This window comes from Flavobacterium sp. Root935 (assembly GCF_001429295.1).
Classification (GTDB): Bacteria; Bacteroidota; Bacteroidia; order Flavobacteriales; family Flavobacteriaceae; genus Flavobacterium.
The window spans coordinates 97722-114919 of record NZ_LMJL01000010.1 but is presented as its reverse complement, the minus strand read 5'-3'; the positions used below and the strand labels follow the sequence as shown (position 1 = coordinate 114919).

10 protein-coding genes are annotated in these 17198 nt (G+C 33.0%); 6 read left to right on the top strand and 4 right to left on the bottom strand.

Translation table 11 applies throughout. From position 1 onward, the window contains the following. Window positions 1–16: 16 nt before the first annotated feature. The 5 genes from ASE40_RS11380 (at window position 17) to ASE40_RS11360 (ending at window position 10229) form a co-directional block, all read left to right on the top strand. Complete coding sequence (locus ASE40_RS11380; RefSeq protein ID WP_057117095.1) at window positions 17–802, top strand: hypothetical protein; 786 nt, start codon at window positions 17–19, stop codon at window positions 800–802. Window positions 803–889: 87 nt separating this feature from the next. Next, entirely contained in the window at window positions 890–1849 is a 960-nt protein-coding gene (locus ASE40_RS11375) for a GSCFA domain-containing protein (RefSeq protein WP_057117094.1), read from the top strand. Window positions 1850–2014: 165 nt separating this feature from the next. Beyond that, window positions 2015–7123 carry a translocation/assembly module TamB gene (locus ASE40_RS11370; RefSeq protein WP_057117093.1) on the top strand — a complete coding sequence of 1703 codons (5109 nt, stop codon included), beginning with the start codon at window positions 2015–2017 and terminating at the stop codon, window positions 7121–7123. Next, window positions 7107–9425, top strand: coding sequence for a BamA/TamA family outer membrane protein (locus tag ASE40_RS11365; protein WP_057117092.1), 2319 nt, complete (start codon window positions 7107–7109; stop codon window positions 9423–9425). The genes ASE40_RS11370 and ASE40_RS11365 overlap by 17 nt, the downstream gene beginning before the upstream one ends. 174 nt (window positions 9426–9599) lie before the next feature. Then, on the top strand, window positions 9600–10229 hold the full coding sequence (locus ASE40_RS11360; protein WP_057117091.1) for a DUF4230 domain-containing protein: 630 nt from the start codon (window positions 9600–9602) through the stop codon (window positions 10227–10229). Between the two features lie 240 nt (window positions 10230–10469). Here ASE40_RS11360 and ASE40_RS11355 read toward each other — a convergent pair whose 3' ends face one another. The 3 genes from ASE40_RS11355 to ASE40_RS11345 all read right to left on the bottom strand — a co-directional run bounded on the left by ASE40_RS11355 (window position 10470) and on the right by ASE40_RS11345 (window position 13320). Continuing rightward, window positions 10470–12245, bottom strand: coding sequence for an aromatic amino acid hydroxylase (locus tag ASE40_RS11355; protein WP_057117090.1), 1776 nt, complete (start codon window positions 12243–12245; stop codon window positions 10470–10472). 137 nt (window positions 12246–12382) lie between these two features. Beyond that, entirely contained in the window at window positions 12383–12829 is a 447-nt protein-coding gene (locus ASE40_RS11350) for a hypothetical protein (protein ID WP_057117089.1), read from the bottom strand. Window positions 12830–12909: 80 nt separating this feature from the next. After that, window positions 12910–13320, bottom strand: a complete 411-nt coding sequence (locus ASE40_RS11345) for a group III truncated hemoglobin (protein WP_057117088.1) — start codon at window positions 13318–13320, stop codon at window positions 12910–12912. Window positions 13321–13696: 376 nt separating this feature from the next. On the opposite strand from ASE40_RS11345, the gene ASE40_RS11340 reads away from it, so the two are divergent. After that, on the top strand, window positions 13697–15859 hold the full coding sequence (locus ASE40_RS11340) for an RICIN domain-containing protein (RefSeq protein WP_057117087.1): 2163 nt from the start codon (window positions 13697–13699) through the stop codon (window positions 15857–15859). A gap of 78 nt (window positions 15860–15937) precedes the next feature. Here the strand turns inward: ASE40_RS11340 and ilvA are convergent, their stop codons facing one another. Next, window positions 15938–17182: a threonine ammonia-lyase IlvA gene (gene ilvA / locus ASE40_RS11335; RefSeq protein WP_057117657.1), complete on the bottom strand. Its 1245-nt coding sequence runs from the start codon at window positions 17180–17182 to the stop codon at window positions 15938–15940. Window positions 17183–17198 lie beyond the last annotated feature (16 nt).

Here is a 17198-nt window from a genome sequence, read left to right as displayed (position 1 = left end):
CTTTTAATTTACAAAAATGAAAAAAATTGTATGCCTTTTTAGTGCTTTAGCTTTGACACTATTAGCTTGTAATCGAGATGAAATTGTTACTCCAAAAGCGGAAACTGTAGTTTTGCCTAAAACTATTAAACTTAGTGATCCAAATTATTCTTCTGAAAATTTAACAAATAAAATTGTCTATGATGGAAATAAGATTGTTAGTATTACAAATGAGCGTGGAAAAACAGAATATACTTATAGCGGAAACTTAATAGTAAAACAAGTTATTTCAAATGCTTCAAATACTATTCAAAAGCAAATCTCATATAGTTATTTAAATGGCAAATTAGCGACGATATCTACTGTAGTACCTAATAGTTATTCTTCTGAAGAGGTTTACACAGATAATAATGACGGAACAGTTAAGGTGGAATTTTATAATGTAAATCAAAAAACTGGAGTTAAAACAAAAAGCGAAGGTTTTGAAACACTTACTTTTTCAAATGGAAATTTAGATCAAATCGTTTCGACTTATGGTGATTCTGTTTCTACAAACAGTTATGATTATGATACTAATAGTAATCCTTTTAAAAATGTAGAAGGTTTTAATTTGTTGTATAGACAAGATATATCTTTTCAGCCAAATATCCTTTCGGCAAATAATGTTGTAAAACAAACGACATTCAATGTAACTAATAATATAGCATCTAATTTTATGATATCTACAAATGACTATGATTATGATGCTAAAGGATTTCCAATCAAAAAGATCATATACGACTCCCATGGGACAGTTCTAAAAGTAATTGAATACACTTATTAAATAAGTTTATTTTATAAAAGCCAGAGCAAATTGCATCTGGCTTTTTTATTTCTAAAAAATAATCGAAATTTACACAAAAGAACTTCCATGCAATTCAGAACCCAAATTCCAATTTTAAAAAGTAATCAACCAATCGATTATAATTCGAAATTACTTTCTATTGGTTCTTGTTTTGCAGAAAATATGGCGGAGAAATTCGATTACTTCAAATTTCAAAATGAAACAAATCCTTTTGGAATTATATTTAATCCTGTTTCAATTGAGAAACTATTTAAAAAAGTTTGCCATCAGGAACTTTTCGGAGAAAAAGATGTTTTCTTTCATAACGAACGCTGGCATAGTTTTGATGTTCATTCTGATTTAAGTAATGCTGATAGACAAGAACTTCTTGAAAGCCTAAATAAAGCGGTTACAGAAACGTACAAACAGCTAAAAGAAGCGACGCACATTATTATAACTTTTGGAACTTCTTGGATTTACAGAAATGTAGAAAGTGAAGAAGTAGTTGCTAATTGTCATAAAGTTCCTCAAAAGCAATTTTCAAAAGAACTATTATCTGTTGATGTAATTCAAAAAAGTATTCAAAGTACAATTGAGTTAATTCATACTGTAAATCCAGAGATAAATTTCATTTTTACGATTTCTCCAGTTCGTCATACAAAAGACGGTTTCGTAGAAAACCAGTTAAGTAAATCACATTTATTTACAGCGCTTCACAACGTTTTAAAAATTGACAATTCACAATTGACAATTCATCATTATTTCCCGTCTTACGAAATAATGATGGATGAACTTCGCGATTATCGTTTTTATTCAGAAGATATGCTTCATCCTAATCAAATAGCTATAGATTATATCTGGAAGCTTTTCAGCGAAAATTATATTTCGCAAGAGAGTTTTGCGCTAATGCAGGAAGTAGATGAAATTCAAAAAAGCCTACGTCACAGAAGCTTTAACCCAGAATCTGAACAGCATCAAAAATTCTTGCAAAAACTGAATCAAAAAATAATTGCAATAGGAGATAAACTGCCTCATATAAAATTTTAAATTATAAAAAGCCTTTGGTTGTAACCAATGACAGCTTTTTAACAGTAAAATTTTAGAATAATTCCTGATAATTGTGTAAATTGTTAAAGTTTAAATTTTACATTTTTGTAAAATGTCTAATTATGCTTTTTTCAGAAGCAATTTAATCATGTATTTTATTGACGTATGAATAAGAAACCCATTCATTATTTAAAAAAAACACTTCGTGTACTGTTATGGTGCGTGGTTTCTATAGTGGCACTTTTACTTCTTCTTATCATATTAATTCAAGTTCCGTCGGTTCAGAATTTCGTTAAGGATAAAGCGATTACTTATCTTCATAATAAGATTAAAACCAAGGTTTCCTTAGATCATATTTCCATTAAATTTCCAAAAGATGTAGTGCTGGAAGGTTTTTATTTTGAAGACCAGAAAAAAGATACGTTACTGGCTGGTAAACGATTAGAGGTTGATGTTGATCTTTTTAAACTCGTAAGCAGCGAACTTGAAATCAATTCAGTTTCACTTGAAAATGTAAAAGCTAATATTTCAAGAAATAAAGATGGGGTTTTTAATTTCGATTATATTATAAAAGCGTTTGAATCTAAAGAACCAAAAGTTGAAGATCCAGATGCCAAACCTTTCAAAATTTCTGTAGTAAAAGTAAATCTCGATCAAGTAAAATTCAATTTTAAAGATGATTTTTCTAAAAATGATATTCATGTAAATCTGACCCATTTTGATACCAAATTCAAGAAATTTGACCTTGATAAAATGGATTTTAATATTCCGAATATCAATTTAAATGGCTTAAAAGTAGTTTTAGATCAAGATGTTGTGGAAAGAATTGCTGAAGTTTCAGTTAAGACTGTCGATACCATTTCAAAACGACCAGATTTCAAACTTGCACTAGATAAAATCACTTTAGCTAAAATTGATATTTTATACGACAATAAAGATTCAAAATTAAATTCGGGGATTCGTTTAGGGAATTTAAATTTGGCTGTAAACGAAATTGACCTCAATAAGCAGCTTTTAGATTTTGACACTTTTGAAGTAAAAAACCTAAGCGGAAATTTAAGATTAGGCGCAAAAGACAAACAAATTCAAGCGCCAGATTTAGATTCAACTTCTATCAAACAAGCAGGCTGGAAAGTTAAGCTGAATGATGCCAATCTAGAAAATATAGCGTTTAAATTTGATGATATGCAGTCAAAACCCAAAACAAAAGGTTTAGATTACAGTCATTTAGATTTGAGTAAATTCAATTTTAAAGCAGAGAAATTATATTATGCAAACGATACAATTTCTGGAAACATAAACACACTTACCGTAAACGAAAAAAGCGGTTTACAAATCCAGGCTTTAAAAACGGATTTCTTCTACGGACCAAAAAATGCGTATTTGAATAATTTGTATTTGAAAACGCCGCAAACCCTTGTGCAGGATAAAATTAAAGCAGCATACAAATCGCTGGAATCTATTCAAAAAGATTTAGGAAATTTGTCTGTTGATGCTAATTTGAAACAATCAAAAATTGGTTTCAAAGACATTTTATTGTTTGTTCCAGATTTACAAAAAACAAATCCGTTTAAGAGTAATCCAAATGCAATTTTGTATGTGGACAGCCGAGTAAATGGAAAAGTAAAAGATCTGAATATTTCGAAATTCGAAATGAGAGGAATAGGTTCTACAAAAGTTTCCCTTTCGGGGAAAATCGCCGGACTGCCGGATGCGCAAAAAGCTTATTACGACTTGAATATTAAAAACATTTCGAGCACCGCAAAAGACATTAATATGTTTGTGCCGGCTGGGACAATTCCAAAAAACATTCAATTGCCTTCTCAACTAAATCTACAGGGAAAATTTAAAGGATCGGTTCAAAACTTTAAAACTAATCTAGCCTTAAAAAGCAGTTTCGGAAATGCCAAAGTTGATGCTTTATTTGATCAGCGTATTAAAAAAAGAGAGAAATACGATGCAACGGTTTATTTACTGGATTTTAATGTTGGCCGATTAATTAAAAACGATTCGATTGGAAAAATTACGCTTAAAGCGAAAGTAAAAGGAAATGGTTTAGACCCAAAAACGGCAAATGCGGCAATTGATGGTCTGGTGCAAAAAGCTGTTTTTAATCGCTACACATACAAAGATTTAGCTCTAAAAGGAAATATCGAAAATGGTTCTTTTGCTGTAAAATCTGGAATGAAAGATCCAAATCTGAATTTTGATTTAACAGCTTCAGGTGATACAAAAGACAAATATCCAAGCATAAAATTAAAACTAAATCTAGATATAGCCGATCTAGAAAAACTGAATCTGCATGCCGGGCCAATGAAGCTTCGCGGAAATGTCGATGCAGATATCGCAAACAGCAATCCTGATTTCTTAAACGGAAAAGTTTTTCTTTCGAACATTCAGATTTTGCAGGATGCCGAACCAATTGTTTTAGATTCGATCCGCGTTCTTGCTTTTGCAGATAAAGACAGTAATTCGATTAAAATTTCGTCACAATTTTTAAAAGCCGAAGTAGTAGGAAAATATAAGCTGACCACTTTATCAAATTCAATTCAAAAATCATTGTCTAAATATATTGACCTTCAAAATCCGAAAGTCAACGCAGAATCTGACGAACAGCGATTGGCGTTCAAATTAAAAGTAGATAATGATCCTGTTCTTTTTAAATTATTGCCAAAATTAACTGGATTAGAGCCTTTTACCATAAATGGAAATTATAATAACCAAACAGATTCTTTAGCCATAAAAGGAACTATTCCGAGAATCGTGTATGCCGATAATACTATTTCAGACGGGAGAATCAATATTGAAGCAAAAGAAAATGCTTTAGAATATTTGGTTTCTGTTGCCACAATCGAAAGCGGTTCTCTTAAAATTCCGTTTACTAGTTTGTCTGGAAAAGTAGAAAACAACATTTTGACGTATGCGCTGGAAGTGAAAGATGTTAAAGACAAACAGCAATATTATATTGCTGGAAATCTTAACCATGAAAATTCTAAAAACATCTTTAAAATTGATGCAGAAAACTTCGTTTTAAATTATGATAAATGGAATGTCGATCCCGAAAATTCGATTGAGTTTGGAGATAAAAGACTTTATATCAACAAATTCTATATAGATAACTCTGGTAATGAATTAAAAATTCAGTCGCAGGGAACTCAGAATAATGCACCGCTTCAAGTTGATTTTGTAAACTTCAAAATTGAAACCATTATGAACATGGTTAAAAAAGATGAGTTGTTGATGCAGGGTCTAATAAACGGAAATGCTTTGGTCGAAAACGTTATGACCAATCCGACTTTTACATCAGATCTGAAAATTGATGATTTTACTTTTAAAGCTGAAAAAGTAGGTGATTTAGAAATAAAAGTAGATAATAAAACCGCTAATACGCTTGCTGCGAATGTTGCTTTAAGCGACGAAGGAAATGATGTAAAATTAACTGGAGATTATAAACTGGATGCAGGGAATTTTGACTTTGATGTTGCAATTAATAAATTGAATATCAAAAGCGTTCAAGGTTTTAGCATGGGAAATATAACAGAGGGGAAAGGTTTTCTTTCTGGGAATTTTAAATTGACAGGAAATACTTCGGCTCCAAAAATTAACGGTGAATTAAATTTTAATGATGCAGCTTTTAGAGTTACACAATTGAATTCGTACTTTAAAATTGGACAAGAAAAAATCACGTTTAATAATGAAACGATTTCATTTGATAAGTTCTCTCTTTTTGATGAAAATGACAACGAATTGTATGTAAACGGAACTATTCAATCGGCTGATTTTGTGAAGTATAATTTTAATCTTCTGGTAGAAGCAAATGATTTTAGAGCCATAAACTCTAAAGCAGCAGATAATGATTTATTCTATGGTGATTTGTTTTTGGATACCAAATTGAATATCAAAGGAAATTTGGATAGTCCAGTTGTCGACGGAACGATTAAAATAAATAAAGAAACCAAATTTACGGTTGTATTGCCGCAGTCAGATCCTTCAATTGCAGATCGAGAAGGAATTGTAGAGTTTGTTGATGAAGATAATATGTATCTGAAACAAACTGTTGACATGCAGAATAAACTCGATCAATCGGAACTAAAAGGAATGGATGTAAACGTTGCCATTACGATTGATAAAGAAGCAGAATTGACTTTGCTGATTGATAAAGGAAATGGTGATTATCTAAAATTAAAGGGTGAAGCAGAATTAGTCGGCGGAATCGATCAATCGGGTAAAACAACTCTGACTGGTAAATATGAGTTTTCTGATGGAGCTTACGAAATGAATTTCAACGGCATCAGAAGAAAATTTGATATTCAGAAAGGAAGTTACATCACATGGAATGGCGAACCGACATTAGCCAACTTAAATATAACCGCCATTTATAAAGTAGATGCAGCGCCGATTGATTTATTAGGGAATCAGTTAAAAAGCGAACCTCAAACGGTGCAAAATACATACAAACAAAAACTTCCTTTTCAGACTTTATTGAAAATGAACGGTGAACTGATGAAACCAGAAATCTCTTTTGGAATTACACTTCCTGAAGGAAATTATAATGTTGCTTCAGATGTGGTTGAACTTACGCAGACAAGATTAAAACAACTGGAACAAGATCCAGCAGAATTAAATAAGCAGGTTTTTGCACTTTTATTATTAAATAGATTTGTTGGAGAAAATCCGTTTTCGAGCGAAAGCGGCGGCGCAAGTGCTGAATCTTTTGCCAGACAAAGTGTAAGTAAAATACTTTCGCAGCAGTTAAACAATCTTGCAGGCGAACTGATCACGGGATTTGAAGTAAATTTTGACTTAGAATCTACGGAAGATTATACGACTGGAACTATGCAGAATAGAACCGACCTGAATGTTGAAGTTTCAAAAAGATTGTTGGATGACCGATTGAAAGTAACCGTTGGAAGCAGTTTTGGTGTTGAAGGACAGGAACGTGCCAATGAAGAAAGTACGAATATTGCCGGCGATGTTGCTTTAGATTATCAATTAACAAAAGACGGAAGATATATGGTTCGTGCCTACAGAAAAAACCAATATCAAGTTGCTGTTGAAGGTCAGGTTGTTGAAACAGGAGTTGCATTTGTGATTACAATGAGTTACAACAAGTTTAGAGAGTTGTTTCATCGCAGTGAGCAGGAAAAAGAAATGATCCGCGAAGAAAAAATTCGAAAAGAAAAGCAAAAACAGAAAGAAAAAGAAGCAAAAGAAAAACCAGAAATACAAAATCAGGAAGAAAAACAAATTGAAGGAAATGAGCAGAAAACATAAACATATAAGACAATTTTATATCAAGTGTATGGCACTGTTTTCCTTGTTTTTTATTGTAGGATGCAGTAATACCAAATATCTTCCAGAAGGCGATTTGCTTTATGTCGGCGGTTCGGTTACCGTAAAAGATTCGCTGATGAAAAAGAAAGACCGTAAGGCGCTGGAAACTGAATTGAAAGATTTATTGCGTCCAAAACCTAATAAACAGATTTTCGGTTTACGTCCTAAATTATGGATTTATAATTTGGCTGGAGAACCTAAAAAACAAAAAGGAACACGATATTGGCTTCGAAATAAAGTGGGAGAAGCACCAGTTTTATTCAGCAAAGTTGATTTGGATTATAACGCATCGGTTTTGCGAAATTTTACGGAAAACAGAGGTTATTTTAAAAGCCGTGTAAGCGCCGATTCGACTGTTCGAAATAAAAGAGTAACTGCAGAATACACCGTTACTCCGAAACAGCAATACATTATAAAAAGTGTTACTTTCCCTGATGACTCTTTAAGAATATCAAAGATTATAGCCAAGAGCCACCGTAGAAGTCTTCTTAAAGTTGGAAAACCTTACGATTTGGATGTCATTAAAGCCGAGAGAGAACGTATTGATGCGAGATTAAAAGAAAATGGATATTTTTATTTTAATCCAGATTATATTTTAGCAAAAGTAGACAGTACTAAAGGAAATCATGAAGTGAAAATTAGACTTGTAATTAAAGATGATACGCCAGTAAAAGCGCTGACTTCTTACAAGATTGATAAAATATTTGTTTATCCAAATTACTCACTTACAAACGATAGTGCCGTTTATCGAAAAAGAAATATCACACAATACAAAGATTTTACAATAATAGACACTGCAGAAACTTTTAAACCAAGAGTTTATGATCGAACTATTTACTTTAAAAAAGGAGATTTATACAATAGAAAAGATCACAATTTAACTTTAAACCGATTTGTAAATCTGGGAACATTCAGTTTTGTGAAAAACGAATTTAAACCGTCTGATTCGATTCCAAATGCTTTAAATTCCTACTATTATTTAACCTTGCTTCCTAAAAAGTTTATTCGTGTTGAAGTTATAGGTAAAACCAATTCAGCAAGTTACACGGGGACAGAATTAAATTTAAATTGGAACAATCGAAACTTTTTTAGAGGAGCAGAATTATTTACAGCTTCGGTCTTTGGAGGAGCTGATTTCCAGCTTGGGGGAGTGAATAGAGGAAAAAATATTTATAAACTCGGAGGGGAAGTTAGTTTGACTTGGCCACGATTTATAACGCCATTTAATATACAAGGAAACAGCGAATTTGTGCCAAGAACTAAAGCAACTTTGCGTTACGAATATCAAAAAAGAACACAGTTGTATGCCTTGAATTCTTTCAACACTTCATTTGGTTATTTATGGAAAGAAAACATTCGTAAAGAACATCAATTAAATGTTATTGATGTTACCTATGTGAGTCCAAATCATGTTACACCAGAATATTTGGCAGATATAAAAGAAGATCCTGCGCTTGGAAAAGTAATTGAAAAACAGTTGATTTTTGGTCCGACTTACAATTATACCTATACGAATACCATGCAGAAACGCCGAAAAAATACCATCTATTTTAATGGTGAATTGGATTTAGCGGGAAATATTACAGGATTGGTTACAGGTGCCAATTATAAGAAAGATAATGTAAAGACTATATTTGATGTTCCGTTTAGCCAATATGTAAAAATCAAAACAGATTTCAGGCATTATTTAAAACTCGGAAAAGAAAGCGAATTAGCAAGCCGATTAATTCTCGGTGCCGGATTTGCTTATGGAAACTCAAATACACTTCCAACTTCAAAGCAGTTTGTCGTAGGAGGAACGAATAGTATTAGAGCTTTTAGAGCCAGAACGTTAGGACCGGGTAGTTATGTGATTCCGCCGACAACAAATAATAATTATACACCAGATCAATCAGCAGATTTGAAGCTGGAATTTAATACAGAATATCGAGCTAAATTGTTTAGTATTGTTCGAGGAGCAGTGTTCTTAGATGCTGGAAATATTTGGCTTTTAAATGCCGACCCAGATAAACCAGGAGCTGAAATTTCAAAAGATTTTATGAAAGAACTTGCAGTTGGTGCCGGAGTAGGTTTGCGTTTTGATTTGTCATTTTTGATTTTAAGAACAGATTTAGCAATTCCACTTCGTAATCCTGCGCTTCCAGACGGACAGCGATGGGTGATTGATAAGATTGATTTTGGAGATAGTTCTTGGAGAAAAGACAATCTAATTTTAAATATTGCTATCGGATATCCGTTCTAATTTTTTGTGTCTAATTTCATGAATTTTCACTAATCTTAGCTGTATGTTTTTTATCGATTTCACAAATTAAAAATTAAGAACGTCAAATTTGACATTTTAAAAAATTAGTGTAATTAGTGCAATTCGTGGCAAAGAATAAAAAAAGAAGTAAATTGGTCTAAATATTTTATTAGAATGCAAAACTTAATCAAAAGAATTATAGGTGTTGGTATCATCGTTTTATTAATTGTTCTGGCTTTTAAATATTGCCAGTTTAAAAAAGAAGACGATTCTGATATTCAGTATAATACTAATTTAATTCAGCAACAGATTCTTAATGTTGGAAAATTGGTCGTAACCGAAGGTCATTTCTCTGAGGTGGTTACTTATAAAAATCAGCAGAAATATTTAATGGATTTGGTTTCTTTTGAAAAGAAAGCACTAATTGTAGTAAATGCTAATGTCACTGTTGCTTACGATTTACATCAAATGAAATACGACATCGATGAAAAAAATAAAACGATAACCATCTTAAATATCCCAAAAGAAGAAATTACAATAAATCCAGATATTCAGTTTTATGATGTTGAACAAAGTAAACTGAATCCGTTTACGGGAGATGATTATAATAAAATCAATAAATCAGTAAAAGCCAATCTGGCTAAAAAAATTGAGAAATCTACTCTAAAAACAAATGCCCAAAATAGATTAATAAGTGAATTGTCAAAAATCTTAATTATGACAAATTCAATGGGCTGGAAATTACAATACAACGGGAAAGTTATTGAATCTGAGACCGAGCTGAATCAAGATTTGAAGCTGTGAAGTTTGCCTACATGCCACTAAGGCGCAAAGTTTTTATTTGACTTGCCTCCTGCTTTAGCTGGAGGTATTTCATGAAGATTGAAAAAGGCTTTAGCCAAAAAAAACATGAGATTTGGCTAAAGCCTCTTGATTTTGTCTTTATATGCCCTCCAGCTAAAGCAGGAGGCAATTGAAAGGAAAATTTACGACTCTGCTTCTTGCGAAATTAAAAAATTAGCAAAAGAAGAATAATTTCTCGCCTTAGTGTCTTTGTGGCAAATTAGGCAAAGAGCTATCAAAAATCAAATCCAATCCGCCAGAAATTAAATGTGCAATTTCAGGACGTTTTACCTTCAATTGATCCAAGTAAACCAATACTTCTTGTAAAAGCTGCTTTTCGTCTGAATCTTTTAGAAGCTCTGCTATTTCAATTGATAACAACCAATCGTTAGAATGATTATTTTTTAATTTTTCAAAAACAGACTTTAATTCGGTTTTAGAGTCTTTATTATTTCGAATGTTACGAACTGTTGCGTATAGAATTTCTAATTCATCACGCTCTTCAGTATGTTTTGCCTTTATAGTTTTAGTGGTCGGAACAATGTTAATTAAATCGAAAGAGTTCACATCGGCTGGACCAGAAAATGCAGATATAACTTTTTTACCAATCGCCATATCATAATTTCCCCAATCGGGCTGAAACAAAATCGTTTCACCATGCGTAACCGTACAATTTCTAAAACTGATTAAAATAATCTCTCCATGAAGATTTCTAGAACCTGTAATGATTTCACCTTCAACAATAATATTACCTTCAAATTCCAGTTTTACAGTCTCGTTTTCTACAATACTGTAAGCCTGCAGATCTTTCGGACTCATGTCTTCAATAGCCAGATTAAAACCTTTCAGTTTTCCAATCGGGCTTCCAAATCCATGCGGATGTGTCAAAGTTCCGTGGCCGACTAATTCTTTTTCGCGGTAAGCCAATGCTGTTTTTCCAGTTGTTTGAATGTAAACAGGTTTTCCTTCGTCTTCAACTACATTGGTAAAAACTCCTGAAATTTGTAAACCTGTACTCAATTCAATTGTTCCTAAAGCATTGGATTGAATCAATTTCTGAATTCCCGAAAGGCCTCCAGTTCGCAAAGCCATTTTATTCGCAAATTCTTCTAAAATCAGACTCAAATAAGAAAATGTAGGCGTTACATAAAGTTGTGGCTGTAACTGCGTAATATCAAAATTCTGATTCGCCGCTGAAATATCATACGGAATTTTCTTCACGTTATCAGTCATACACCAAGCACTTTCACCAATAGAAGAAAGTAATCCGGCACCATATATTTTAGGATCTTCAACCGTCCCGATTAAGCCATATTCAACTGTCCACCAATGCAGGTTTCTAATTTGCGCCATTTCAGACAATTCGCCCATATTGTTTTGTAAATCGGCAACTGCTTTTTCGGCTTCGTCTATTTTTTCCTGAGGCGTATCTTCGGCTTCCTTTAAAATAGAAAGCAGACGAATCGCTTCGTACATTTGATAATCTTTATGAGAAGAAATGGCTTTGCACCCAATTTCGCCAAAACGTCGTAAATATTCGGCATATTCTGGATTGGCAATAATAGGAGCGTGACCGGCACCTTCGTGAATGATGTCTGGTGCGGGAGTATATTCAATATGTTCTAATTGCCTGATATCCGAAGCAATAACCAAAACATTATAAGCCTGAAATTCCATAAAAGCATTTGGCGGAATAAATCCATCAACAGCAACTGCCGCCCAGCCAATTTCGCTCAAAATACGATTCATTCCGTACATACTCGGAATGGAATCGATCTCAATTCCAGTTTTGCGTAAACCTTCTAAATACGAATGATGGGCAACTTTAGAAAGATAATCTACGTTTTTACGCATAACATATCTCCAAACCGCTTGATTAATAGGAGTATAATCACTATAATCTTGAGGCTTAATAAATTGCTGTAAATGTTTAGGCAATCGCTCTAATAACGGATTGGTTTCAATATTTGGGTTCATTTCGCAAACGTTGTAGATTAGAATGTAAAATTACGAATTTAGACCGCTAATTTTTGCTGTTTACCACAATATTTTTATTCTAAAGTGATTTTTATTGCGTTTTTATAGATTTTGAGAAATGAGTAATAGTTAAAATTTTAGCAGTCATTATTCTCATAATTGACTTTTTCCATTGTTTTTTCAAAGTTTTCAATTTCCTTTTTAGTCATTGAAGCCTCTTTTAAATCAACCTTAAGCTGTTTTTGAGCATCAGGGCTAATCCATAAACCAGTAAAAGTATTGCCGGTTTTCTTTAAAATTAATACACCGCTGAAACTATGTTCGACTAAAACAAATTCGTTTTCTTTTTTTCTGTTTTGAGTAATATCAAGCTGAATCCAATTATTTGATTTATTGTAACGATACATTGAAGTAAACATTAAATCGGCAGTACAAGGATTTTCTTCTGTTTTGATGTAAAGTGTTATAGGAGTTTTTCCGTCGACTGTTCCCTTGTATAAATTAGAAACCGGCGCTTGAGATTGTGCGTTTGAATGATTTAAAAAAGAAAAACAAATTATAAAAAACAAGATTACTTTTTTCATAAATAAGAAATATAGATTTGAGATTAATTCATTCAAATATATCGAATTAAGGAATCTGTTTTTTATTGACCAATTAGTTTTTAAGATTTTTTACTGGAATTTCTTAACTCGTTTTCGGCATTTCTGAAATATTCAATTTTATGACTGAACATAAAAGCCATATTTGCGGCACGCATTTTAGCTTCTTCAGTAATTACACCCGCAAATTGTGAGTCAATGGTAGAATTGAAAATCTGAATCCAGCGGTCAAAATGAGTTTTATCAACAGGCAGTTGTTTGTGTGGTGGAAATGGAGTTCCAGAATAAGCGCGGACATCAAATAAAATAGTCTGCCAGAAATTATACATTTTTTGCAAATGCGGTTCCCAGCGATCTTGCAGCTTATCATTAAAAATAGGACCAATAAGATCATCTTTTCTAACATTCCCATAAAAGCTGTCGACCATTTGTTTAATGTCTTCTATTGTCGAAATATCTTTTAAATCTGCCATTTTATTGTATTTAAAGTAGATTGCAAAAATACAATTTAACTTTTTTCACTATACTGATATTTGTCATTAATCCCTGTAAATACGCAATAAAACACGTTTTGTAAGGTAATTGTATAACTATTTGTTTTTTGATAAGTTATTTAGCTTTAAATAAGTAAGTTTTTTATGATTTTTTATTTTTTAAATTAATGATTATTAGTTAATTATAGAACATTGAGATGAGTTTTTGTTATATCTGATTTTTAAATTTGATGTGTATTTGTAAAGTTTTAAAAATGAGAATATTGTAAAAATACTCATAATATTGTGATGTTTTAGTAAAATAAAAGGAAATAAATAAGAAAAACTAATTATCAAAAACCAAAACCACAAAAAAATGCACAAAACTACTCAAACATCTGCGCGAGTAAATAAAATGCGAAAACTGCTTCTTAGTAGTATGCTATTATTTATTTACAGCTTAAATGCACAAACTGTAACTCCTTGGATGACAACAGGAGATCAAACCAAATTATTACAGCAGCAATCTGCTGTCAGCTTTGGAACCAATTCAGGATCTAATCCTTCCACAGTCACAGTCAATCCGGGAACAACTTATCAAACCATTGATGGATTTGGTTACACCCTAACCGAAGGCAGTTGTGAAGTGATCAGCGGTATGGCAGCAACACAGCAAAACCAATTGCTAAATGATTTATATAATCCCACAACAGGATTAAATGCAAGTTTAGTTCGTATCAGTATCGGAGCTTCTGACTTAAGCAGTTCATCTTACAGTTACAATGAAACTTCTGGCGATACAAATATGAACAATTTTAGCTTAAACGGGCCTGATTTAACATATTTAATTCCAATTATCAAAAAAATCCAGCAGATCAATCCAAACATAAAAGTACTAGCTACACCTTGGTCTGCACCACGCTGGATGAAAACTAATGGTTCTTGGGTTGGAGGAAGTTTACAAACACAATATTATGCGGCTTATGCGAGATATTTTGTGAAATACATTGCGGCAATGCAGGCGCTGGGAATTCCGATTTGGGGAATTACTCCACAAAACGAGCCAGAAAATCCAAATAATGAGCCAAGTATGCTGATGAATTCGACAGAACAAAAGAATTTTATTAATCAACAACTTGGACCTCAAATGGCTGCGGCAGGTTACGGAAATGTCAAAATTATTGCTTTTGATCATAACTGCGATAACACCGCATATCCTACTGATGTTTTGAATAATAGCAGTTATGTAGATGGAGCAGCTTTTCATTTGTATTTAGGAAATATATCGGCAATGTCAACAGTACGAAATGCCACAAATAAAAACGTATATTTTACAGAACAATATACAGGCTCAGGCGGAAGTTTTAGCGGTGATTTTGGCTGGCATATGCAAAATGTTGTAATAGGCAGTACAAATAACTGGTCGAAAACAGTTTTGGAATGGAATGCAGCAAATAATTCAAGTTTAGGACCGCGAACTCCAGGCGGATGTAACACTTGTTTAGGAGCGATTACGGTTAATAATAGCACTACCTATACTAAAAATGTTGCATTTTATATTATTGGCCAAATTTCAAAATATGTAAAACCAGGAGCTGTAAGAATTAGTTCGTCAAGTACAAACGGCAGTATTTCATCAGTCGGATTTAAAAATCCTGATGGTTCCATTGCACTTGTAGTATATAACTCCGGCGGATCATCAAACACAATAAAAGTAGTATCAGGATCATCGGCATTTAATTATGCAGTTCCTGCTTCATCTGCAGTAACTTTTACATGGGGAGCAGGAACACCTCCTGTTACTAGTTTTCCTGGTTACTATAATATTATTTCAAGAAATAGTAATAAAGGTTTAGATGTTGCTGATAATTCAACTACAAGCGGAGGAAGGATTCAGCAATATGATATAACAAACGGAGGCGGCAATAATCAGCGCTGGAAATTTGTTTCTGACGGAAGCGGGAATTATTACATTATTGTAAAATCAACTGGAATGTACTTGGCTGTGGAAAATAACGGTACCGCAGATGGATTAAAGGTGCAGCAAAAAACTTTTTCGTCTTCAAATGAATTCAAATGGACTGTGACAAGTTTAGGAGGCGGTTACTACAAAATCATAAATGTAAACAGCGGAAAATCTCTAGATGTTGAAAATGTATCTACAGCAAATGGAGCCAATATTCAAGTTTGGAGTTATACTGGAGGTTTGAACCAACAATGGCAATTCGTGCAAGTTGAGTCTTCTGCAGCTAAAAGTGCTTTGGCAGTAGAAACAGTAGTGGCTGAAAATGAGAGCTCAAATGATATGACAGTTTTTGTTGATGAAGCCAGCAATTATTTAAAAATTGATACCAATCATCAAGGCAGTGCCGATGTACAAATATTTAATATAACGGGACAGCCTGTTTTAAAGAAAACTATAAACTTTGTCAAAGGAAATCAACCAGAAATAGAAATTTCGAGATTGCCAAAAGGAGTTTATGTAGTGCGAGTTACGGATGGTGAAGGCTCTTATTCTAAAAAAATACTAAAAGAGTAATTACAAGTTTAGAATTCAATTAGTAATTTTATATTTGATTTGGAAAGGCTGTCATTTTATGTGACAGCCTTTTTATTTTTATCCAATTAATTGTGTGAACAAATCTTGGTTGTCATTTAAATATTGAAATTCGAAACCATTTTCAGTCATTTTGAGTTTAATTGGCATGATATCATTTTTGTTTTTCAACTCTAAACCCACAACAACAGAACCCACTTCGCGGCTGTTTTTCTTAGCAAACTGGAAATACGTGATGTCATCATCTGGACCTAAAATATTATTGACAAATTCTTTTAAAGCCCCAGGACGCTGTGGAAACTGAATCATAAAATAATGCATTAAACCTTCGTAAAGTAAAGAACGTTCTTTTATTTCGGCAGTTCTTTCGATATCATTATTACTGCCGCTTACAATGCAAACCACATTTTTGTCTTTAATTTTATCTTTATAAAAGTCTAAAGCAGCAATTGTTAGCGCACCCGCAGGTTCAACAACCATAGCTTCTTCATTATACAATCGTAAAATTGTTGTGCAAACTTTTCCTTCGGGAACCAGAATAATATCTTCTAGGTTGTAGCGGCAGATTTCAAAAGTTTTATCGCCAACTTGTTTAACAGCAGCTCCGTCTACAAATTTATCAATGGTTTTTAGCGGCGTATTTTTATTTTCTTCAATCGAAGTTTTCATCGAAGGCGCTCCTTTTGGTTCAACGCCGATTATTTTTGTATTCGGACTTAAGTGTCTAAAAACTTCAGATAAACCAGAAGCCAGTCCGCCGCCGCCAATTGGCACAAATACGTAATCAATAGGTTCTTTAAAACTTTCTAAGATTTCTAAACCAACAGTTCCTTGTCCGGCAATTACTTTTTCATCGTCAAAAGGATGGATAAATGTTTTGTGGTTTTTGATCGCATCAGCAGTTGCAGATGCGTAGGCATCATCAAAAGTATCCCCTGTAAGAACAATCTCAACAAACGATTTCCCGAACAATTGTACTTGCTTTACTTTTTGTTTTGGAGTGGTTTTTGGCATATAAATTTTGCCGTTTATTTGGAGAAGATTACAAGAATAAGCAACGCCTTGCGCGTGATTTCCTGCACTGGCGCAAACAATTCCGTTTGCTTTTTCTTTTTCGTTTAACGAAGAAATCTTATTGTAAGCACCTCTGATTTTATACGACCGAACGATTTGTAAATCTTCTCTTTTTAATAAAACGGTAGCTTTAAATTCATCTGAAAGATTCAAATTTTGTGTCAAAGGAGTTGCAGCAACTACATCTTCGAGCTGCTTTTTTGCATTAAGTACTTCGTTAAATAAACTCATAATCGTTGTTTTTAAT

Coding starts and splice junctions, on each gene's coding strand:
- ASE40_RS11370 (WP_057117093.1), top strand. CDS start 2,015: ATGAATAAGAAACCCATTCATTATTTAAAAAAAACACTTCGTGTACTG.
- ASE40_RS11360 (WP_057117091.1), top strand. CDS start 9,600: ATGCAAAACTTAATCAAAAGAATTATAGGTGTTGGTATCATCGTTTTA.
- ASE40_RS11375 (WP_057117094.1), top strand. CDS start 890: ATGCAATTCAGAACCCAAATTCCAATTTTAAAAAGTAATCAACCAATC.
- ilvA (WP_057117657.1), bottom strand. CDS start 17,182: ATGAGTTTATTTAACGAAGTACTTAATGCAAAAAAGCAGCTCGAAGAT.
- ASE40_RS11340 (WP_057117087.1), top strand. CDS start 13,697: ATGCACAAAACTACTCAAACATCTGCGCGAGTAAATAAAATGCGAAAA.
- ASE40_RS11345 (WP_057117088.1), bottom strand. CDS start 13,320: ATGGCAGATTTAAAAGATATTTCGACAATAGAAGACATTAAACAAATG.
- ASE40_RS11380 (WP_057117095.1), top strand. CDS start 17: ATGAAAAAAATTGTATGCCTTTTTAGTGCTTTAGCTTTGACACTATTA.
- ASE40_RS11355 (WP_057117090.1), bottom strand. CDS start 12,245: ATGAACCCAAATATTGAAACCAATCCGTTATTAGAGCGATTGCCTAAA.
- ASE40_RS11365 (WP_057117092.1), top strand. CDS start 7,107: ATGAGCAGAAAACATAAACATATAAGACAATTTTATATCAAGTGTATG.
- ASE40_RS11350 (WP_057117089.1), bottom strand. CDS start 12,829: ATGAAAAAAGTAATCTTGTTTTTTATAATTTGTTTTTCTTTTTTAAAT.